Source organism: Actinomyces sp. Marseille-P3109 (assembly GCF_900323545.1).
Taxonomy (GTDB): Bacteria; Actinomycetota; Actinomycetes; order Actinomycetales; family Actinomycetaceae; genus Actinomyces.
Genome location: NZ_OOHN01000008.1, coordinates 1,329,233 through 1,349,882, shown reverse-complemented (window position 1 = coordinate 1,349,882; position 20,650 = coordinate 1,329,233). Strand labels below are relative to the sequence as shown.

The 20,650-nt window shown below is 67.7% G+C and carries 13 protein-coding genes and 1 riboswitch; of the genes, 12 read left to right on the top strand and 1 reads right to left on the bottom strand.

What is annotated here, in order from left to right; genetic code table 11:
* Positions 1-160: 160 nt before the first annotated feature.
* Both dnaE and BQ8008_RS06105 read left to right on the top strand, forming a co-directional pair.
* Complete coding sequence (gene dnaE, locus BQ8008_RS06110) at positions 161-3,754, top strand: DNA polymerase III subunit alpha (protein ID WP_108833238.1); 3,594 nt, start codon at positions 161-163, stop codon at positions 3,752-3,754.
* A 306-nt stretch (positions 3,755-4,060) separates the two neighbouring features.
* Complete coding sequence (locus BQ8008_RS06105) at positions 4,061-5,995, top strand: BCCT family transporter (protein ID WP_108833237.1); 1,935 nt, start codon at positions 4,061-4,063, stop codon at positions 5,993-5,995.
* A gap of 49 nt (positions 5,996-6,044) precedes the next feature.
* On the opposite strand, the gene BQ8008_RS06100 is transcribed toward BQ8008_RS06105, so the two are convergent.
* Positions 6,045-6,311: an RNA-binding S4 domain-containing protein gene (locus tag BQ8008_RS06100; protein WP_108833236.1), complete on the bottom strand. Its 267-nt coding sequence runs from the start codon at positions 6,309-6,311 to the stop codon at positions 6,045-6,047.
* Between the two features lie 186 nt (positions 6,312-6,497).
* Here BQ8008_RS06100 and BQ8008_RS06095 point away from each other — a divergent pair, with 186 nt between their 5' ends.
* The 10 genes from BQ8008_RS06095 (at position 6,498) to BQ8008_RS06050 (ending at position 20,644) form a co-directional block, all read left to right on the top strand.
* Entirely contained in the window at positions 6,498-8,972 is a 2,475-nt protein-coding gene (locus BQ8008_RS06095) for a right-handed parallel beta-helix repeat-containing protein (protein ID WP_108833235.1), read from the top strand.
* Between the two features lie 69 nt (positions 8,973-9,041).
* Positions 9,042-9,404, top strand: a complete 363-nt coding sequence (locus BQ8008_RS06090; RefSeq protein WP_108833234.1) for a hypothetical protein — start codon at positions 9,042-9,044, stop codon at positions 9,402-9,404.
* 127 nt (positions 9,405-9,531) lie between these two features.
* Positions 9,532-9,616, top strand: a riboswitch (SAM riboswitch).
* Positions 9,617-9,620: 4 nt separating this feature from the next.
* Entirely contained in the window at positions 9,621-10,835 is a 1,215-nt protein-coding gene (locus BQ8008_RS06085) for a methylenetetrahydrofolate reductase (protein ID WP_234415256.1), read from the top strand.
* On the top strand, positions 10,819-13,209 hold the full coding sequence (metE, locus tag BQ8008_RS06080) for a 5-methyltetrahydropteroyltriglutamate--homocysteine S-methyltransferase (RefSeq protein ID WP_108833233.1): 2,391 nt from the start codon (positions 10,819-10,821) through the stop codon (positions 13,207-13,209). The genes BQ8008_RS06085 and metE overlap by 17 nt, the downstream gene beginning before the upstream one ends.
* A 148-nt stretch (positions 13,210-13,357) precedes the next feature.
* Positions 13,358-14,698, top strand: coding sequence for a histidinol dehydrogenase (gene hisD / locus BQ8008_RS06075; RefSeq protein WP_108833232.1), 1,341 nt, complete (start codon positions 13,358-13,360; stop codon positions 14,696-14,698).
* Between the two features lie 383 nt (positions 14,699-15,081).
* The gene (locus BQ8008_RS06070) at positions 15,082-15,330 is read left to right on the top strand and encodes a hypothetical protein (protein WP_234415255.1); all 249 of its coding nucleotides are present in this window, start codon (positions 15,082-15,084) and stop codon (positions 15,328-15,330) included.
* The gene (locus BQ8008_RS06065; RefSeq protein WP_108833230.1) at positions 15,330-16,673 is read left to right on the top strand and encodes a glycosyltransferase family 2 protein; all 1,344 of its coding nucleotides are present in this window, start codon (positions 15,330-15,332) and stop codon (positions 16,671-16,673) included. The genes BQ8008_RS06070 and BQ8008_RS06065 overlap by 1 nt, the downstream gene beginning before the upstream one ends.
* Positions 16,674-16,689: 16 nt before the next feature.
* On the top strand, positions 16,690-17,403 hold the full coding sequence (locus tag BQ8008_RS06060) for a hypothetical protein (protein ID WP_108833229.1): 714 nt from the start codon (positions 16,690-16,692) through the stop codon (positions 17,401-17,403).
* 86 nt (positions 17,404-17,489) lie between these two features.
* Positions 17,490-18,692, top strand: a complete 1,203-nt coding sequence (gene wecB / locus BQ8008_RS06055) for a non-hydrolyzing UDP-N-acetylglucosamine 2-epimerase (RefSeq protein WP_108833228.1) — start codon at positions 17,490-17,492, stop codon at positions 18,690-18,692.
* Positions 18,689-20,644 carry a DUF2334 domain-containing protein gene (locus tag BQ8008_RS06050; RefSeq protein WP_108833227.1) on the top strand — a complete coding sequence of 652 codons (1,956 nt, stop codon included), beginning with the start codon at positions 18,689-18,691 and terminating at the stop codon, positions 20,642-20,644. The genes wecB and BQ8008_RS06050 overlap by 4 nt, the downstream gene beginning before the upstream one ends.
* The last annotated feature ends 6 nt before the right edge of the window (positions 20,645-20,650 follow it).

The following is a 20,650-nucleotide window of genomic DNA, read 5'->3' as shown; positions in this document are numbered from 1 at the left end:
CCGAGCGCCATGCGCCCCGACCTCTTCCACGCGCGGCGGATTTCTCACACGCGGTTCCTCAGCCAGGCCGGGAATGTCCAGCTGGCACAATGGTTTTCGGTCGACACAGCCGCTGGCCGCCTCCCATGGACGAGGGGCCGCACGGGCCTAGGATGGGGCCATGGCGGAGATGAGCAGTCAGGAAGTTTCGGCCCCCAAGGACGACTTCGTCCACCTCCACGTCCACACCGACTACTCGATGCTGGACGGCGCCGGAAAGATCAAGGACTACGTGGCCGAGGCCAAGCGCCTGGGCCAGCCCGCCCTGGCGATCACCGACCACGGCTACATGTTCGGTGCCTACGAGTTCTACTCGGCCGCCAAGGCCGTCGGTATCAAGCCGATCATCGGGGTGGAGGCCTACATGACCCCGGGCACCTCCCGCTTCGACAAGACCCGTGTCTTCTGGGGCGAGGAGTCCCAGAGGAGCGACGACGTCTCCGCCCGCGGCTCCTACACGCACATGACCCTGCTGTCGCGCAACGACGAGGGGCTGCACAACCTCATGCGCATGGACTCCTTCGCCTCCCTGGAAGGTCAGTGGGGCAAGGCCCCGCGCATCGACCGAGAGCTGCTCTCCCGCTACGGATCCGGCCTCATCGGTACCACCGGCTGCCCGTCGTCGGAGGTTCAGACCCGACTGCGCCTGGGCCAGTGGGACGAGGCCCTGCGAGCCGCCGGGGAGCTCCAGGACATCTTCGGCAAGGAGTTCTTCTACGTCGAGCTCATGGACCACGGCCTGGAGATCGAGCGGCGCGTCACCAAGGACCTGCTGCGCCTGGCTCAGCAGATCGGCGCCCCGCTGCTGGCCACCAACGACTCCCACTACGTGCGTCCCGAGGACCGCACCATCCAGGACGCGATGCTGTGCATCAACTCCGGCTCGGTGCTCTCCGACCCCGACCGCTTCAGGTTCGACGGCGACACCTACTACCTGCGCCCCGGCGCCGAGATGCGCCGCCTCTTCTCCGAGATGCCCCAGGCCTGCGACAACACCCTGCTCGTGGCCGAGCAGTGCAACGTGCGCTTCCGCACCGTGGACGAGGGTGCCTCCTTCATGCCGGCCTTCCCCGTCCCCGAGGGCGAGACCGACGAGTCGTGGTTCATCAAGGAGTGCTGGCGCGGCATGGACCACCGCTTCAACGGAGACATCCCCGAGGACTGCCGCAAGCAGGCCGAGTACGAGATCAGCGTCATCACCCAGATGGGCTTCCCCGGCTACTTCCTCGTGGTGGCCGACTACATCAACTGGGCCAAGGCCCATGGCATCCGGGTGGGGCCGGGACGCGGCTCGGGCGCCGGGTCCATGGTGGCCTACGCGATGGGCATCACCGAGCTCAACCCGCTGCGCCACGGGCTCATCTTCGAACGCTTCCTCAACCCCGAGCGCATCTCCATGCCCGACATCGACGTCGACTTCGACGAGCGTCGGCGCGACGAGGTCATCGAGTACGTGCGTGAGAAGTACGGCGCCGACCGCATCAGCCAGGTCGTCACCTACGGCGTCATCAAGGCCAAGCAGTCCCTGAAGGACTCCAGCCGCGTCATGGGCTACCCCTACGCCGTCGGCGACCGCCTCACCAAGGCCATGCCCCCCTCGGTCCAGGGCAAGGACATCTCCATCAAGGGCATCTTCAACCCCGACGACGAGCGCTACGGGGAGGCCGAGGAGTTCCGCAAGCTGCATGCCGAGGACCCCGACGCCCAGAAGATCGTTGAGCTGGCCAAGGGGCTGGAGGGCATGACCCGCCAGTGGGGCGTCCACGCCTGCGCCGTCATCATGTCCTCGGCGGCGCTGACCGACATCATCCCCATGATGCAGCGTCTCCAGGACGGCGCCGTCATCACCCAGTTCGACTACCCCACCTGCGAGCACCTGGGCCTGCTCAAGATGGACTTCCTGGGGCTGCGCAACCTCACGGTCATCTCCGACGCCCTGGACAACATCGTCGCCAACGGCAAGCCCGCCCTGGACATCGACCATGTCGAGCTCGACGACCGCGGCACCTACGAGCTGCTCTCACGCGGCGAGACCCTGGGCGTCTTCCAGCTCGATGGCGGTGGGATGCGCACGCTGCTGCGCCTGATGAAACCCGACAACTTCGAGGACATCTCCGCCGTCGGCGCCCTCTACCGTCCCGGCCCCATGGGTGCGGAGTCGCACACCAACTACGCGCTGCGCAAGAACGGCCTGCAGGAGGTCGTTCCGATCCACCCCGAGCTCAAGGAGGCCCTCGAGCCGATCCTGGGAACCACCCACGGCCTCATCGTCTACCAGGAGCAGGTGATGAAGATCGCCACCGACCTGGCGGGCTTCTCCATGGGTAAGGCCGATGCGCTGCGCAAGGCCATGGGGAAGAAGAAGATGGACATCCTGGCCAAGATGTTCGTCGATTTCGAGGCCGGCATGGTCCAAGCCGGTTTCTCCAAGGAGAGCGTCAAGACCCTGTGGGACGTCGTGGTCCCCTTCGCCAAGTACGCCTTCAACAAGGCCCACTCGGCAGCCTACGGCGTTGTCTCCTACTGGACCGCCTATCTCAAGGCGCACTACCCCACCGAGTACATGGCGGCCCTGCTCACCAGCCAGAAGGACAACAAGGACAAGCTGGCCGTCTACCTGGGGGAGTGCCGTCACATGGGCATCACCGTGCTGCCCCCGGACGTCAACGCCTCACGGGCCCAGTTCTCCGCCGTCAATGAGGACGTGCGCTTCGGACTGTCCGCGGTGCGCAACGTGGGAATGAACGTCGTCGAGGCAATCGTGACGACCCGCGAGGACAAGGGGGAGTTCACCTCCTTCGAGGACTTCCTCGACAAGGTCCCCGCCGTCGTGTGCAACAAGCGCACCATCGACTCCCTCATCAAGGCCGGTGCCTTCGACTCGCTGGGACACACCCGGCGCTCCCTGCAGACCTGCCACGAGGACTTCGTCGACGAGGTCATCGGTGTCAAGCGCAACGAGGCAGCCGGCCAGTTCGACCTGTTCGCCTCCCTGACAGGCGGCTCCGACGGCGACGGCGCCTCCCCCTTCGGCAACGGCCCGGTCTTCTCCTCCGACGTCCCCGACCTTCCCGAGTGGGACAAGAAGGACAAGCTCGCCTACGAGCGCGACATGCTGGGGCTCTACGTCTCCGACCACCCCCTCATGGGCCTGGAGGGACTGCTCGGCAAGCTCGCAGACAAGGAGATCTCCGAGCTCCACGAGAACGACGAGCTGCCCGACGGCGCCATGGTCACCATCGCCGGCCTCATCACCTCACTGACCCGCAAGACCACCAAGCAGGGCAACCTGTGGGCCATCGCCCAGATCGAGGACCTGGCCGGGAGCATCGAGGTGCTCTTCTTCCCCCAGACCTATCAGACCGTCTCCACCATGCTCGCCCCCGACACCGTGGTGACGGTACGCGGGCGCCTCAACCGGCGCGACGGCCAGGTGGCTCTCTACGCCCAGGAGATGACGATCCCGGACATCTCCAGCGCCGCCCATGAGGCGGTCCTCATCACGCTGCCCACCAACCGCTGCACCGGGCCACTGGTGGAGCAGTTCAAGGACGTGCTCACCAAGCACCCGGGAGGATCCACGGTACGCCTGACGCTGACCAGTCCGGGGCGCGAGGTGCGCACTCAGCTGGACGCCTCGTTGCGGGTGGAGGCCTCACCGGCCTTCTACTCCGACATCAAGGCTCTGCTGGGGCCGGGCTGCCTGCGCCACTGATACGGCACTGACTGTGCGCCTGCCGTGGCGATAACCCCCGATGCAGCCGAACTCACACAATCTGGTTCGAGCATCGAGGGGGCGCGGTGGTCGTGATCGGACCGTGCCCTGAACGAGGCCCGACAAGTAGCAGGTCAGAGGCGTTCTGAGCCTACTCACAGGTTGGCCGATGCGAACTTTGGGGCGTCATTGCATCGTCCTCAGGGAGCCCTTTTAAGCCTGCTCACAGGTGGCAGCCCCTCGGCGTCTTGATACGCTCGTGATGTCCCTAGCAGTCATTGACTGTATTGTCTATGAGGTTATTTGATGAGTGACGAGGACCTGAACCCTCCAACGATGACGCGCAGACCGGAGCCGGAGGCTTTCCTACACGAAGAGGATCTGTCCCAGGCGGCAACCGCCACACCGGCCTTTCAGACGTCTCGGGCAACGGTGAAGCGGCGGCAGCGCCACCTGCTTGAGCGCCTGAGAAGATCGGTGTCCCGCCAGCCCCATGACACGGGTGAGGGAATGGACAAGGTGGTCTTCGGCGTCGCCGCGACCGCCACCCTTGCTTTCGTGGCATGGGGCTTCATCGATCGGCACGGGCTGGGGCGAGTCTCCAAGTGGGCCTTGAGCAGGACGATCAGCAACTTCGGGTGGCTGTTCGTCCTGTCGTCAACCCTGTTCGTCGTCTTCGTCATCTTCGTGGCCGCCTCCCGGTTCGGCAAGATCCCGCTGGGCGGGGACGCCGAGGAGCCCGAGTACAGCACCAGCTCATGGGTCTCCATGATGTTCGCGACCGGGATGGGTATCGGCCTGATTTTTTACGGAGTCGGTGAGCCGCTGTACTTCTACATGTCGCCTCCACCGGGCACTGTCGATCCGCAGACGGCGAAGGCCGCCAGCACCGCGATGGGAACCGCTTTGTTCCACTGGACCATCTACCCGTGGGCGATGTACGCCCTCGTGGGGCTCGGCATGGCTTACGGAACCTACCGCCTGGGACGGTCCCAGCTCTTCTCCGCGATGTTCACCTCCCTGTTCGGGCGCCAAGCCATCGATGGCATCGGAGGGCGCATCATCAACATCCTGGCGATTGTGGCCACCCTGTTCGGATCCGCCTGCTCCCTGGGTCTGGGGGCGCTGCAGATCGGTGGCGGGATGGAGTCGACCAACCTCGTCGACAAGTCGAGCTCCGGGATGCTGGTCGTGATCATCGCGGTCCTGACCGCCTGCTTCGTCGCCTCCGCCATCTCCGGCATCGAGAAGGGCATCCAGTGGCTGTCGAACATCAATATGGTGCTGGCCGTGCTCCTGGCGATCATCGTCTTCGTCGGTGGGCCCACACTGTTCATCCTCAATATCATTCCCTCGGCGATCGGTGACTTCATCGATGAGCTGCCCGCCATGGCCTCGCGCACCGCGGCGGTCGGAAACAAGGACATGTCCGACTGGCTGTCCTCCTGGACGATCTTCTACTGGGCCTGGTGGATCTCCTGGACCCCCTTCGTGGGCATGTTCATCGCCCGGATCTCGCGTGGCCGCACCATCCGTCAGTTTGTCAGCGGTGTCATGTTCGTCCCCTCGGTCGTCTCCCTCATCTGGTTCGCCATCTTCGGTGGTGGCGCCATCGGGCTCCAGGAACGCGCCGAGCAGGCCGGTAGGACGGCGGACGCCCTGGCCCACCTCAAGGGCGACGGCACCCCCGACCTGGATTTCGACACCATCCTGTTCGACCTGCTCAACGCCATGCCCGTGCACAGAGTGGTCCTCATCGTGCTCATGGTCCTGGCGGTCGTGCTGGTAGCGATCTTCTTCGTCACCGGTGCCGACTCCGCCTCCATCGTCATGGGGGGTCTGTCGGAAAGAGGGGCGATCGAGCCGAGCCGTTTCACGGTCGTCTTCTGGGGCGTGGCCACCGGCGCGGTGGCCTCGGCCATGCTGCTCGCCGGAGGTGATGATCCCGAGGAGGTGCTCACCGGCCTGCGCGACATCACGATCGTCTCGTCCCTGCCGTTCGTCATCGTCATGCTGCTGCTGTGCGTCTCGCTCTACAAGGATCTCAACAATGATCCGATGCTGCTGCGGCACTCGCTGGCCAACCAGGTCCTGATCGACTCGGTGACCACCGCGGTCACCACCGTCAGCGAGCGTCACGAGGTGGAGACCATCGAGCTGCACACCACGCTGTCCGCCGTCAGCGGCAGCGACATCGGCGACGACATCGATACGGCACCTGGCGACGATCAGGCGCGATAGCCGCCGTCGACGCCTGCCGGTGTCTGTCCGATCCTCCTGGGGTCCGGGGTCACTCCTCGGACCCCAGCTGCTCAACGACGGCGCAGAGCCGGCCGGTGGGGTGATCGACGACCACCACGTCGCCGTCGGAGAGATGGTGCCCGCGACGTGTCTCCGTGGACCCGTTGACCGTGACGTCGCCGGACTGGATGGCGATGCGTGCCTCTGCGCCGTCCTCCACCAGGCCGGCCAGCTTGAGGAACTGGCCGAGCTTGATGCTTCCAGACACTGAGACGGCCGAGTACCGGGATGCGTCTTGAGGTGTTGCGTACGTCATAGGTTGATCCTTGCAGAAAAGAGACAGAAAGCGCACATCGGTCCAGGTAGCACCTAGGACAAGTTTGTAAGGGCGCCATGGTTGAGAGAAGGGTCTCTCGGAAGTAAGCGGATATAACGGATGCTAAACGCGATTTATCACGGTAGGGTAACGGCGTTCTGATAACACTACGGAGACGGAGACACCATGAAGCGTCGAATCGTCGCCCAGATGGCGATACTCGCTCTATCGCTGTCGGCGCCTGTTTTGGCTGTGACTCATGCGCCAGAAGCGGCTGCTGCGGACGGCAACACCATCCATGTCTCAGCCGAGGGAGGGGCGGACTCGGGAGACGGAACCGCTGCCAAGCCCTTCCAGACCATCGGAGCCGCTCTCAAGGCAGCCGGCAACGGCGACACCATTGAGCTGGCTAACGGCACGTACCGCGAGGGTGAGCTCGCTGTGGACAAGGGCGTGACCATCAAGGCCGCCGAGGGCGCCAAGCCGGTACTCACTGGCGCCGAGGTCCCCACCAACTGGAGTGCAGGAGGTGACGGGAAGTGGTCCACCGGCCAGGACATGGTCCGCTTCTGCACGGTCTGCACCATCAATGCCGACCCCGCCAAGGAGGGGCTGGCCGCGCACCCCGAGCAGGTGTTCGTCGACGGCAAGCCCCTGACCCAGGTGCTCAGCCGTGAGGAGGTCACCGAGTCCACCTTCTTCGTCGATGACCCCGACCCGGTCACTCTCAAGAGCCCCAACAACAACCAGGCCGGTTACAACGTCAAGCCCCACCGGGGCACGTCCTACGTCGTCGGCGTCGACCCCAGCCAGCACCAGGTCGAGGTCGTCCAGCACTCCCGAGCCCTGTCCTTCAACACCGACAACATCGCCCTGTCCGGGCTGACGGTGGAGAAGTACTCCGCAGTCCAGCGCTGGGACTACCAGGACCCGGAGATCGGCACGATCTCCGGTGGCGGAACGGTTGTGGCCGCGCACGGCAGCCCCCGCATCGAGAACTCGACCTTCCGGTACTCCTCGACCGCCGGTGCGCTGCAGGTCATCGACTCCACCAACGCCGCGGTGACGAACAACCTGTTCGAGAACAACGGCTCCAACGCCTTCGGGATCAACGACTCCAGCGGTGCCAAGGTGGAGGGTAACCTGTGGAGGAACAACAACACCTCCGGCTTCATCACGAAGGACTGCGGCGCCTACTGCACTCTGGCCGACACCAAGATCACCCACTCGAAGAACATCCGCTTCGCCAACAACACCGTGGACTACTCGGCCACCGGCGTGGACATCTCAGACCCCACGGCCTACGACCAGAACCGCGGCGCGGGCATCTGGTTCGACGAGGGCGTGATGGACTCCGAGATCGTCGGTAACTACTTCGTCAACGTCCCGGTGGCCATCTTCAACGAGGTCTCCTCCAACAACCTCATTGCCTCCAACATCGTGGCCGGCGCCGGCGTGGGCATCCACATCTCCGGCTCCAACGACACCCGGGTGTGGAACAACACCGTCTCCCACGCGCTCACCAGCCTGTGGATCCAGGAGGACACCCGCTCTGACGGCTGCAACGCCCGCAATGCCCAGGGCGTGTGCACTCGGGTGCAGAAGTGGAGCGCCGAGCACGGAATGAGCTGGGACACCACCAACACCACCGTCATGAACAACATCTTCTCCTCCGAGCAGACCACCCCCAAGCCCGGGGACGAGTGGCGGTACTCGGCCATGGTCCAGGTCCTTGGCGGGGCCAACGATGATGGCTCCGGCGCGGTCTACGCCAACGAGATGGTCTCCACCATCGACTACGACGCCTACTACCGCCACGAGAACCCCGCGACCCTGTCGACCACGGTCCTGTGGAACTGGGGCGCCGACCGTTCGACCCAGTCGGTCAACGCCGAGAAGCTCGCCGACTTCACGGCCGACTCGAACGTGAAGGCCGCCGGCAAGGAGTCCAACGGACTGGACCTGCACGGCTCCCCGGAGAACAACCCGTTCTTCGTCAAGGAGTCCGCCAACCCGATGGACAAGACCTCCGACTTCCATCTCAAGGAGGGCAGTCCCGCCTCCGGCACCGGCCACGCGCTGCCGGAGGACATCGCCAAGACCCTCGGTGTGAGCGCCAACGTCGCCGTGGACCGTGGCGCGCTGGTCAACGTGGCCTGGGGCGGCGGCGCCACTCCCGGTGCCGGTGACAACGCCGGCGACAACGCTGGAAACGCCGGCAACAACAACGGGGGCAACGCCAACAACGGTGGAAACGCCGGCAACGCGGGCAACAACGGTGGAAACGGCGCCAGCCAGCCCTCCTCCAGCGCTGCGCCCCAGGACGGCAGCGGCTCCACCGGAGCCAGCACTGACGCCACCGGGGTGACGGGCAGCGGCTCCACCGGAGCCGGCACTGACGCCACCGGGGCGGCGGGCAGCGGCTCCGAGAGCACCAACCCCTCCAGCTCCAAGGCGGGTGCCGGCCAGAAGAACTCCAGTGTCGCCAAGCCCGGCACCGGTGCGGAGGCCGGCCAGGGACAGCAGGCTGCTGCAGCGGCGGCCGCCGGCGGAGGTCGGCTTCCGCTGACCGGCGCGAGCATGACCGCCATCGCGATGGCGGTTGCCGCCATCGCGGCGGGAGGCGGAATCACCCTGGTGCGTCGTCGCATGGCCGGCTGACCAGCGCCGACCTCGGGGCGCAGCGGCATGATCTTGTGAACGGGTCCGGACATCCCGGATCATCGCACTGTGCCACAGCCGCTTGCCATCGTCGTCGGTGACCGTTTTCCCGTGGGGGAAAGGATGTACCGGCTCACCCCGAGGCTGGCCCAGTCCACCAGCGCAGCACGCTCCGTCCTCATCGACGTCGCTCAGCACCGTGAAGTCATCACTTACGGAGAGCTCAGTGACGCGATCGGACGGAGCGTGCTGCCGCGTCATATGGGGCCCCTCCTCAGCATGATCGACCACGACTGCGCAGCTCGGGACGAGCCCGGCCTGGCGGCGCTCGTGGTCTCGGCGGCCACGGGCGAGGTAGGTACCAGTGATGACAGCTGGGCGGCGCCCCAGAGGCTCGCCTGCTGGGAGCGATGGGGCGGAGCTCCGCGCTAGTTCCGCGCTAGCCCCGCACCAGCCCTGTGCTTGCCCCGCGCGGGCACGGTGTGACAGAAGTCGGACCGAATGTTCTCATTATCTGGGACGTCGGTTGGGCGAGGGGACGGTCGTGGTTTGATACGCTCGACCATCCAGAGCGGCCGAGAGACCTGGTTCGATGACGCCGCAGCAACCCGGTGCGCGGGTGCTTCAGCCAGGATCGATGGAGACGACGTGCGAGACAACGAGCCCACCCCCTCAGGCGGGGGCCATGGCGGGCAGGCAGACAGCGCCGGTGCGGAAGCAACCCGGCCACTGCCAACCGTCAGTCTGGAGCTCTTCCCCCCGCGCCCGGGCAAGGCAGCCTCGGCCACCTGGGGGCGCATCGACAAGCTCCTGGCCACCGGCCCCGACTTCGTGTCAGTGACCTACCGGCCCACCTTCGTCACCGATCCAGCGCCGGAAGCCCACCAGGAGGAGCGCGGCACGGGTCGCATAGGGGCGGTGCGGCCACAGCGGGATGAGACCCCACGAGTACGAGTGGTCCAGGAGGAGACCAACCCCTCCGAGGGGGTGCTCGCTCACGTGCTCGAGTCCAGCACCATCCCCCTCATGGCCCACCTGACCTGCATCGGATACTGCAAGCAGGAGGCCGTCGACATCGTCACCCGTTTCCTGCGCATGGGGGTGCGACGCTTCCTGGCCCTGCGCGGCGACCCTCCTGCCGGTACTCGGGCCGACGACGTCGCCGGGGAGCTGCGCCACGCCGACGACCTCGTTCGGGTCATCCGGGAGGTCGAGGCCGACTTCTTCGGCGACGGCAAGCGCCACGTCACCATCGCGGTCGCCGCCTACCCGGCCACGAACGACCACATCAAGGCCATCGAGGTGCTGGCCGCCAAGCAGGCGGCCGGGGCTGATCTGGCCATCACCCAGGTCTTCTACGACCCGGCCGACTACGTGGCCCTGACCAATGCCGCCTCCTACGCGGGCGTGACCATCCCCATCCTGCCCGGGGTCATTCCGCTGACCGACCTGCGCCGGCTCACCCGCCTCGAGGCGCTCACCGGGGTCCGGGTGCCGGAGAGCCTGCACTCCTCGTTGGGCTCGGCCAGCGGTGCGACCCTCGTGGAACGAGGCATCGGCGCCACGCTGGACCTGGCCACGGCGCTGCTGCGCGCCGGGGCGCCCGGACTGCACCTGTACACCTTCAACCGGACCCGTCCGGCCCTCGATGTCATCAGCCACCTGCGTCTGGGCGGCATCCTGGCCGGAGCCGCCCCCGACCGCGAGGTGCGCGACGCTGTGGACCGCGGCTACCTCCAGGCGACGCCCGGCCGCGGTCCGTCCTTCCTGCGCTGCGGCTCCCCGGCGCAGCAGCCCTGTCCCATCACTCCGTCCAGCCCCACACCACCATCATCAAGGAGAACGCATGAGCGCAACCCCTGAGCCGGCCACCACCGCCTCACCGGCGGAGATCGCCCTGACCGAGTCGCAGGTCCCCGCGGTCGGTCTGCCGGGCGCCACTATCCTGGGCTACCCCCGTATCGGTAGGGACCGCGAGCTCAAGCGCGCCGTCGAGTCCTTCTGGAAGGGCAACCTGGACGTCGACGAGCTCCGTCACGCCGCCTCGGAGCTGCGTGCGGCGACCCGCACGCGCCTGGCCGACCTGGGCCTGACCCAGTCCTCCTCGGTTCCCGCGGACTTCACCCTTTACGACCAGGTCCTCCAGGTCACGGCCACCCTGGGTGCCGCCCCGGCCCGCTTCCGTGACCTGCTGGACGCCGACGGCGCCCTCGACGTGGAGGGCTACTTCACGCTGGCTCGCGGCGAGGGCGCGCGCCCCGCCCTGGAGATGACCAAGTGGCTCGACTCCAACTACCACTACCTGGTCCCCGAGATCGACGCCTCCACCCCCATCGGCTACGTGGACGCCGCCATCGCCGACCAGGTCCGTGAGGCCAAGGAGACCGGGGTGGAGGTCCGCCCCGTCGTCGTGGGACCGGTGAGCTACCTGCTCATGGCCAAGCCCTCCGACGAGGCGGCCGAGGGCTTCCACCCCCTGGACCGGCTCGGAGACGTCCTGCACGCCTACGGCCACCTGCTCATGGACCTGCACAAGGCCGGCGCCACCTGGGTCCAGCTCGACGAACCGGCTCTGGTCTCCGACTCCTGGAACATCGATCGCGGGCGCATCCTCGACGCCGTGCGCGACGCCTACACCTGGCTGGGCGCCATCGTGGAGCGCCCCCAGATCCTCGTGGCCGGCACCTACGGCTCCCTGGGCGACGCCCTGCCCGTGCTCGGGCAGGCCCCGATCGAGGCCGTGGGCCTCGACCTCGTGGCCGGCTCCCTGCCCGAGGCCGGTGACCTGGCCGCTCTCGAGGGCAAGGCCGTCGTCGCCGGCGTCGTCTCGGGACGCAACATCTGGCGCACCGACTTGGACAAGGCAATGAGCACGCTCGAGCGGTTGCGCGAGAGCCTGCCCGAGGGCACCCCCATCACTGTGGCGACCTCCACCTCCCTGCAGCACGTGCCCCACGACGTCGAGCGCGAGACCGCCATCGACCCGCAGATCCGCTCCTGGCTCGCCTTCGCCGACCAGAAGGTCGGCGAGGTCATCACCCTGGCCAGGGGGCTCGCCCAGGGCCGCGAGGCCATCGCCGCAGAACTCGCCCAGGACGCCGACCTGCGCCATCAGCGCGCCGCCCACCCCGGGGTGCACCGCGACGAGGTGCGCGCCGCCGTCGATGCCATCACGGAGGGCGACCGCACTCGCGCCCCCTATGCCGAGCGCAAGACCGCCCAGGACGAGCGCCTCGGCCTGCCTGAGCTGCCCACCACCACCATCGGCTCCTTCCCGCAGACCGCCGAGATCCGCAAGGCCCGCGCCGCCTGGCGCAGGGGAGAGATCGACGAGGCCGCCTACGACGCCGCCATGCGCACCGAGATCGCCAGCGTCGTCGCCCTCCAGGAGCGCCTCGGCCTGGACGTGCTGGTGCACGGCGAGGCCGAGCGCAACGACATGGTCCAGTACTTCGCCGAGCTTCTCGACGGCTTCGTGACCACCGAGCACGGCTGGGTCCAGTCCTACGGATCGCGCTGCACCCGCCCCTCCATCCTGTGGGGCGACGTCGCCCGCCCCGAGCCCATGACGGTGACCTGGTCGGCCTACGCCCAGTCACTGACCGACAAGCCCCTCAAGGGCATGCTCACCGGTCCGGTGACGATCATGGCCTGGTCCTTCGTGCGCGACGACATCCCGCGAGCCCAGGTCGCCGACCAGCTGGGCCTGGCCCTGCGCGAGGAGGTCGCAGACCTCGAGGCCGCCGGCATCGGTGTCATCCAGGTCGACGAGCCCGCCATCCGCGAGACACTGCCGCTGCGTCGAGCCGACCGCCCCGCCTACCTGGAATGGTCCGTCGGTTCCTTCCGCCTGGCCACCGGAGGGGCGGCCCCCGCCACCCAGGTCCACACCCACCTGTGCTACTCCGAGTTCGACGTCGTCATCGACGCGGTGGACCACCTCGACGCCGACGTCACCTCCATTGAGGCATCCCGCTCACGCATGGACATCCTGCCCGCCGTGGCCGAGCACGGCTTCGAGCGCCAGCTCGGCCCGGGCGTGTGGGACATCCACTCCCCGCGCGTGCCCAGCCAGGCCGAGTGCACCGACCTGCTCCAGCGGGCCGTGGACGCCCTGGGCGCCGAGAAGGTGTGGGTCAACCCCGACTGCGGCCTCAAGACCCGCGCCTACGCCGAGACCGAGGCCAGCCTGGCCAGTCTCGTGGGTGCCGCCCGCGCCGTGCGCGAGACCCTGTGAGCGCCTGGCGCGAGATCGCCCGACAACGCAGCAGCATCACCGCGCTGCGGTCATACCGTCGACCTGATCGGCGGACCGACGTGTGAGGCGGCCTGGGAGAGGACATCTCTCCCAGGCCGCTGCGCGTACGGCCGGTAGGCTTGCACGCATGCTCACCCGCACTGATCTGCGCAGCTCCCGACTCGGCCCCCGCGAGCTGGCACAGGCGCTTCCCCGGGCCGTACTCGACGTGACCGCCGCTCAGGCGGCAGTGCTCCCCCTGATCGAGGACGTCCGCTCCCGCGGCGCCGCCGCCCTGCGCGACGCCGCCGAGCGCTTCGACGGCGTACGCCCCGGTCACCTGCGCGTACCCGCCCAGGCCATCGACCAGGCCCTGAGCGACCTGGACCCGGCGGTGCGCGAGGCCCTCGAGCTGTCCATCGCCCACAACCGCGCCGGGCACGCCGCCCAGGTGCCCACCGAGCGCACCACTGAGGTGGTTCCCGGGGGCGCCGTCACCCAGCGCTGGATCCCGGTCAGGCGTGTCGGGCTCTACGTCCCCGGGGGACTGGCCGTCTACCCCTCCAGCGTGGTCATGAACGCGGTGGCCGCTCAGGTCGCCGGCGTCGAGCAGATCGCCCTGGCCAGTCCGCCTCAGGCCGAGTTCGGCGGCCTGCCCCACCCCACGATCCTGGCGGCCTGCGCCCTGCTGGGCCTGACCGAGGTCTACGCCGTGGGAGGCGCCCAGGCCATCGCGATGCTCGCCTACGGGGCCCACTCCCAGGATGACACCGACCGCGCCGACGCCGGGGGAGAGGCCCTGTGCCAGCCAGTTGATGTCATCACCGGCCCGGGCAACGTCTACGTGGTCGCCGCCAAGCGCGCGGTCATGGGGGCTGTGGGTATCGACGCCGAGGCCGGTCCCACCGAGATCGCCGTCCTGGCCGACGCCGGCGCCGACCCCGAGTACGTGGCCGCCGACCTGCTCTCCCAGGCCGAGCACGATCCCAACGCGGGCAGCGTCCTCATCACCGACTCCCCGGAGCTGGCCGACGCCGTCGATGCCGCGCTCGAGCGCAGGCTCAGCGCGACCCGGCACCGTGAGCGAGCCTCCAGCGCCCTGAACGGCCCGCAGTCGGGGACCGTCCTGGTGCGCGACCTCACCCAGGGCATCGAGGTCGCCAACGCCTACGCCGCCGAGCACCTGGAGATCCACACCGCCGACGCCCCGGGCGTCGCCCGTCGTATCCACAATGCCGGCGCCGTCTTCGTGGGCCCCTACAGCCCGGTGCCCCTGGGGGACTACCTGGCCGGTTCCAATCACGTCCTGCCCACTGGTGGCACCGCCCGCTTCGCCGCCGGACTCAGTGTCATGGCCTTCCTCAAACCGGTCCAGCTCATCGAGTACGACGCTCAGGCCCTGAAGGCCATGACACCTGCGCTGGAGGTCCTGGCCACGTGCGAGGACCTGCCCGCCCACGGTGAGGCCGCCCGCGCCCGACAGGGGTGAAAAATCCATCCACGGAGGTCGCTGAGATCAATCTGTGATCTTCTGTGACCTTCTTGCCAGTCCGTCAAGGAGGAGGCGCCGGTTCCGAGGCGCCTCCTCCTTGAGGTTTCAATCGTTGCTATTCCGCCATTCAAGGTTCTTGTGAGGCTTCCTCCAATAACCTGTTGATCGGATAGTTGATCGACACAGTGTTGCGAGGCGTTATTCTATTGTTATATTTGGTTCCGGCGCACGGTGTGCCGTGCCCGACGGGCTGAGTTCCCACATCCCGTCACCCCCGGGCACGCCGCACCGAGGCGTTGGCGCCGGCTGGCTCTGCCCGCTGCACCCGGCGATGCCGGTCGGTGTCGGCCCTACCCCTTGGATCCCAGATGGATGGCCTCATGCACTACTCCCCATTCGCCGCCGGGACCGGATTGTTCGTCGTGTGGTACGTCGCTCCGGCAGGCTCCCCTCCCGCTCTCATCGCCCGCTTCCTCATCGATTGCGCCGGGCTGGTCTTCGTCGCCATCCTGACCTTCTTCCTGCTGACCAACTTCTATGGCGCGGCGCGCGGCCTGCTTCCGCGCTCGCGGCGAACCGTGGGGAGTCATGCCCACCGACGCGGCGGCATGATGAGCCTGCGAGCCTGATGAGTACCCAGGCCCCGTTGACACGCATGGACCTCGGTCCCTCGAGCCCCCTGGGCATCCTCGACCGCATCGGTTGGTGGGGAGCCCTGGCAATGATCGCTGTCGCCCTCGTCTACACGCTCTTCATGCTGCTGGCCTCCCGAGGGGCTCCCAGGCACGGCGGACCCTCCTACCCGGACGCCCCTCTTCTCATCGTCATCCTCATGCCGTGCCTCAACGAGGCCGAGGTGATCGGTGCCAGCGTCAGGCGCCTGACCTCGATCCCCGACCCGGGACTGCGCATCATGGTGATCGACGACGGCTCCGACGACGACACCGCGCAGGTGGCTGCCCAGGCCGGGGACGAGCGCGTCGAGGTAGTTCGCCGTCGTCCCCCGCACGCCCGCCTGGGAAAGGGGGAGGCCCTCAACGACGCGCTGTCGATCGTGAGGTCCCGGTGCACCTCGGTGTCCTCCTCCAGGGTCGTCGTCGGGGTCATGGACGCCGACGGCCGGCTCGATCCCCACGCCATCGGCGAGGTCCGCAAGGCCTTCGCCCCCCAGGAGGTCGGCGCCGTCCAGATGGGCGTGCGCATCAACAACCGCTTCGGCTCCCTGCTCGCCCGCATGCAGGACATGGAGTTCGTCATCTTCACCGAGGTCTTCCAACGGGGAAGGCGCCGAGTGCGCAGCGTCGGCATGGGCGGCAACGCCCAGTTCGTCCGCCTCAGCGCGCTCGACGCCCTGGGCCCCAGGCCCTGGACCCGGTCCCTGACCGAGGACTTCGACCTGGGGATCCGGCTCAATGCCACCAGCTGGACCAACGAGTTCTGGCCCACCGCCTCCGTCCACCAGCAGGGCGTGACCAACATGCGCCGTCTCATGCGTCAACGCACCCGCTGGTTTCAGGGAAACCTCCAGGCGCTGCACCTTCTGCGCTCCGTCGCCCGGGAGCAGAGGGGCCTGGGACGAGCCGACACGCTCTGGCAGATCCTCACGCCCTACCTGCTTCTGACCGGGTCCCTGCTGACACTGTCCTTCCTCATCACGATGGTGACCGCCGGCGTGGCCGCGGTCCTGAGGTGGGAGCAGTCGTGGGCCTGGCTCGTGGGCGCCTACGTCATCGCCTTCGGGCCGGCGCTCGTCTATGCCTGGATCTACTGGCGCATCGAGCGCAACCAGGGCCTGAACCTGCTCAAGGCCGTGGGCTACTCCCACCTGTTCGTCCTCTACGGGCTTCTCCCCAGCATCTACGGCTGGCGAGCCGTCGCCAGGGAGCTGACCGGACGAACCGGGTGGGCCAAGACCGCCCGCGAGGCGGAGCCCGCGCAGGCCACCTACCCGACAACGCACCCGGCAACCTGACCGACGAGGAGATGAGATGACAGCCACCCCCGGCACTCAGCACGCAGGAGTTCTTGACGGTCCCCGTCGCAACAGGATCCTGCGCCGCTCACTACTGGCCGGCTGCGTCCTGGCACTGATCCTAGGAGTCACCGTGTACTGCCACGCCAGAGAGACCGACGCCCAGGCCTGCTCCCAGTGGGAGATCATCTTCGACGGCTACGGCGAGGCCTCCTGCACCGACGGCCTGCTGCGTCTGAAGCCGACGTCGGCCAACTCCCAGGACAAGACCCATGCCGGACTGGCCAAGTCCACCACCGTCGAGGTCGAGGCCGGAGGCGTCCAGACCATCCACACCACGATGACCACCGTCAGGCAGCTCCGCGAGGACGGCAGTCCCAACGCCTGGGAGGTCGCCTGGCTTCTGTGGAACTACTCCGACAACAACCACTTCTACGCCCTGGCCCTCAAGCCCAATGGCTGGGAGGTCTCCAAGCAGGACACCGCCTACGACGGCGCCCAGCGCTTCCTGTCCTCCGGCAACTCGCCCGCCTACCCGCCCGGAACGAGTCACGACGTCACCGTGACTATTGACACGACCAACCCCGCATCGATCACCTTCGTCATCACCGTCGACGGACAGGAGCTCGGCACGGTGACCGACACCGAGTCCCCTTATCGGTCCGGTGCCGTGGCGGCCTACTGCGAGGACTCCGACGTCACCTTCACCCCCATCACCGAGGACCAGTGACCGCCTCGCAGCGGCCGGCTGCGCCAGATCCCGAATCCATCGCCCTCAGGATCTGCAGAGATTCCTACACCTGAGCAGGAGAACCCATGACAACAGCCCCCACACAGCCGAGCCAGTCCCTGCAGGTCATGCTCGTCTACGGCACCCGCCCGGAGGCCATCAAGCTCGCCCCCCTGGTGGCGGCGATGCGTGACGACGAGCGCTTCAACCCCGTCGTCATCGTCACCGGACAGCACCGCGAGATGCTCGACCAGGTCCACGAGTTCTTCGGCATCGTCCCCGACGACGACCTCGACATCCATGCCCCGGGACAGACCCTCACCCAGATCACCAACCGCTCTTTGCGCGGGGTGGGTCGGGCGATCGAGGCTCACCGGCCCGACGCCGTCGTGGTCCAGGGCGACACCACCTCCGCCTTCGCCGCCGCGCTCGCGGCCTTCTACCACGAGGTCCCGGTCCTGCACGTCGAGGCCGGCCTGCGCACCGGAGACATCTCCTCACCGTTCCCCGAGGAGGCCAACCGGCGCCTCATCAGCCAGGTGACCACGCTGCACCTGTGCCCCACCGCCACCAGCCGGGACAACCTGCTGGGTGAGCGCACAGACCCGCAGCGCGTGCGCGTCACCGGCAACACGGTGATCGACGCCCTCCTGGTCGCCGTCGACCGCCGGGTCCCTCCACCGGACGAGAACCTGGCAGCAGCGCTGGAGGACGGCTCCCGACGGGTCGTGCTCGTGACCGCCCACCGCCGCGAGTCCTGGGGGGAGCCGATGCGGGCGATCGGACGCGCCGTCGCCCGCCTGGCCGAGCAGCACCCCGAGGTGCTCTTCGTGCTGCCGGTCCACCGCAACCCCAAGGTCCGCGAGGCCCTCCTGCCGCAGATCGAGGGCCACGGCAACGTCATCTGGTGCGACCCGCTTGAGTACGGCGCCTTCTGCGCACTCATCGACCGCTCCGACGTCGTCCTGACTGACTCCGGAGGCGTCCAGGAGGAGGCCCCGGCACTGTCCAAGCCGGTCCTGGTCATGCGGGACAACACCGAGCGTCCCGAGGCCGTCGCCTTCGGGGTGGCCGAGCTGGTCGGAACCGATGAGGACCGCATCGTCGAGAGGGTCTCCGCCCTGCTGACCGATGAGGCGGCGTACACGGCCATGGCTCAGGCCGCCAACCCCTACGGCGACGGACACGCCTGCAAACGCATTCTGGCCGCCACCGCCGCCCTGTTCGGGCGCGGTGTTCCCCTTCCCGAGTTCGAGCCCGTTCCCACCTCATCCAAGGAGGACTCATGATCGTCCCAATCATCCCGTCCGCCCGACGCCGCCGCTGCGCGCTGGCCGCCATCGCGTTGTGCCTGGGCACCTCCATAGCATCCGTCGGTCCTGCTCAGGCCGCTCCCGCCGCCGGCGGGCAGGCCCCGATCGCGGCGGTGGCCGCCGCGGCCCAGGGCAAGGGTGCCAATGGAGCCAACGACGCCGACCCGGCCAAGAAGGCCCTGCCGGCTCCGCCCGAGCCCGCCGCCGCGGCCAAGAAGGAGCTGCCCCTCAAGGGAGACAAGCAGGCCGACGTGGACCTGAACAAGGCCGCTCCCGCGGCGGGGCAGGTCCAGCTGCGCGACCTGACCCAGAACGCCCCGGAGGTGCCGGCCAGCGCCGTCAGCTTCTCCAACCAGGATGCGGGACCGGCCTCGACACTGGTCCTGTTCGACACGACCGGCGACTACGCCAAGCTGGGGGAGTACTACGCCCTGAGCATGGGCACTCTGGCCAGCCACTCGGGAGCCGTGACGACCCTTCCCGTCAAGGACTACGTGGCCGGCCTGGCCGGACGCTTCTCGAACGTGGTCTACGTCGGCTCCACCTACGACGAGCCCCTTCCCCGGGCCTTCATCGACGACACCCTCACCGGCAACATCCCGGTGATGTGGTCCGGCTTCAACATCTGGCAGCTGACCAAGTCCGACGCCGACCGCGCCGCCTTCACCCAGCGCTACGGCTGGGATCCCGCCACTTCCTACATCGACTCCACCGACCGGGTCACCAAGATCAGCTACAACGGAGCCTCCCTGAAGCGCAACGAGCTCAACACCGGTGGGATCGTCGCCCCGCACATCACCCGTGAGCAGGACGTCAAGGTCCTGGGGCGGGCGGAGTGCTCCAAGCCCGACGGCGCCGCCACCGCCTGCGCCTCCGTGGCCCAGTCCGGGACCAGTTCCTTCCCCTGGGCCGTCAGCTCCTCGGGCCTGACCTTCATCGGCGAGATCCCGCTGACCTATCTCGGGGAGCAGGACCGCTACATCGCCGCCGCGGACATCCTCCTGGATGTCCTCCAGCCCAGCGCCCAGCAGTACCGGCAGGCCGCCGTGCGCCTGGAGGACATCACACCGGACAGCGACCCCGAGGAGCTCCAGGCGATTGTCAACTACCTCCACAGCGAGAACGTGCCCTTCCAGATGGCGGTTGTGCCGATCTACACCGACCCCAAGGGCACCGAGAACAACGGCGCCCCCAAGGAGATCACCCTCGAGGACTCCCCGGAGCTGGTAGCCGTCCTGCAGGACGCCGTGGGCAAGGGCGGAACGATCATCCAGCACGGCACCACCCACCAGTTCGGCACCCTGGACAACCCCTACAACGCCGTCTCCGCGGACGACTTCGAGTTCATCCGCTCATGGTGCTCGGCCACGAACGACACGAAGGCGCCGGCCATTGACTGCCAGGACAACTCCTTCGTCCAGATCGGCGGCGCGCTGCCGGGCACCTCCAGGCAGTGGGCCTCCGCGCGCGTCGATCAGGGCCGACAGATCTTCGGCAAGGTCGGACTGCCCACACCGGAGATCTTCGAGACTCCGCACTACTCGGCCACCCGTGAGTCCTACGAGGGCATTGGTGAGCGCTACCAGGTGCGCTATGAGCGTGAGCTGCTCTACGCCGGGACGATCACCAGTACCCAGGCCGGTCCTCACGACTACTACGGCCAGTTCTTCCCCTACGCGGTCAACGACCCCTACGGGACCCACGTGCTGCCGGAGAACCTGGGCAACTACGAGCCCAACGAGATCAACCAGCACCCGCCGCGCCTGGCCCAGGAGGTCGTGGACGCCGCCAAGCTCAACCTCGTGAACACCCACGCCACCGCCAGCTTCTTCTTCCACCCCTACTACCCGCTGCCCGAGTTGAAGAAGATCGTCGCCGGGATTAAGGCCGAGGGGTACACCTTCGTCCCGGCCTCAGCGCTAAAGTGACGATGG

What these genes read in the sequence shown, in the direction of transcription:
- dnaE (WP_108833238.1), top strand. Translation starts at nt 161, where the DNA reads ATGGCGGAGATGAGCAGTCAGGAAGTTTCGGCCCCCAAGGACGACTTC.
- BQ8008_RS06105 (WP_108833237.1), top strand. Translation starts at nt 4,061, where the DNA reads ATGAGTGACGAGGACCTGAACCCTCCAACGATGACGCGCAGACCGGAG.
- BQ8008_RS06100 (WP_108833236.1), bottom strand. Translation starts at nt 6,311, where the DNA reads ATGACGTACGCAACACCTCAAGACGCATCCCGGTACTCGGCCGTCTCA.
- BQ8008_RS06095 (WP_108833235.1), top strand. Translation starts at nt 6,498, where the DNA reads ATGAAGCGTCGAATCGTCGCCCAGATGGCGATACTCGCTCTATCGCTG.
- metE (WP_108833233.1), top strand. Translation starts at nt 10,819, where the DNA reads ATGAGCGCAACCCCTGAGCCGGCCACCACCGCCTCACCGGCGGAGATC.
- hisD (WP_108833232.1), top strand. Translation starts at nt 13,358, where the DNA reads ATGCTCACCCGCACTGATCTGCGCAGCTCCCGACTCGGCCCCCGCGAG.
- BQ8008_RS06070 (WP_234415255.1), top strand. Translation starts at nt 15,082, where the DNA reads ATGCACTACTCCCCATTCGCCGCCGGGACCGGATTGTTCGTCGTGTGG.
- BQ8008_RS06065 (WP_108833230.1), top strand. Translation starts at nt 15,330, where the DNA reads ATGAGTACCCAGGCCCCGTTGACACGCATGGACCTCGGTCCCTCGAGC.
- BQ8008_RS06060 (WP_108833229.1), top strand. Translation starts at nt 16,690, where the DNA reads ATGACAGCCACCCCCGGCACTCAGCACGCAGGAGTTCTTGACGGTCCC.
- wecB (WP_108833228.1), top strand. Translation starts at nt 17,490, where the DNA reads ATGACAACAGCCCCCACACAGCCGAGCCAGTCCCTGCAGGTCATGCTC.
- BQ8008_RS06050 (WP_108833227.1), top strand. Translation starts at nt 18,689, where the DNA reads ATGATCGTCCCAATCATCCCGTCCGCCCGACGCCGCCGCTGCGCGCTG.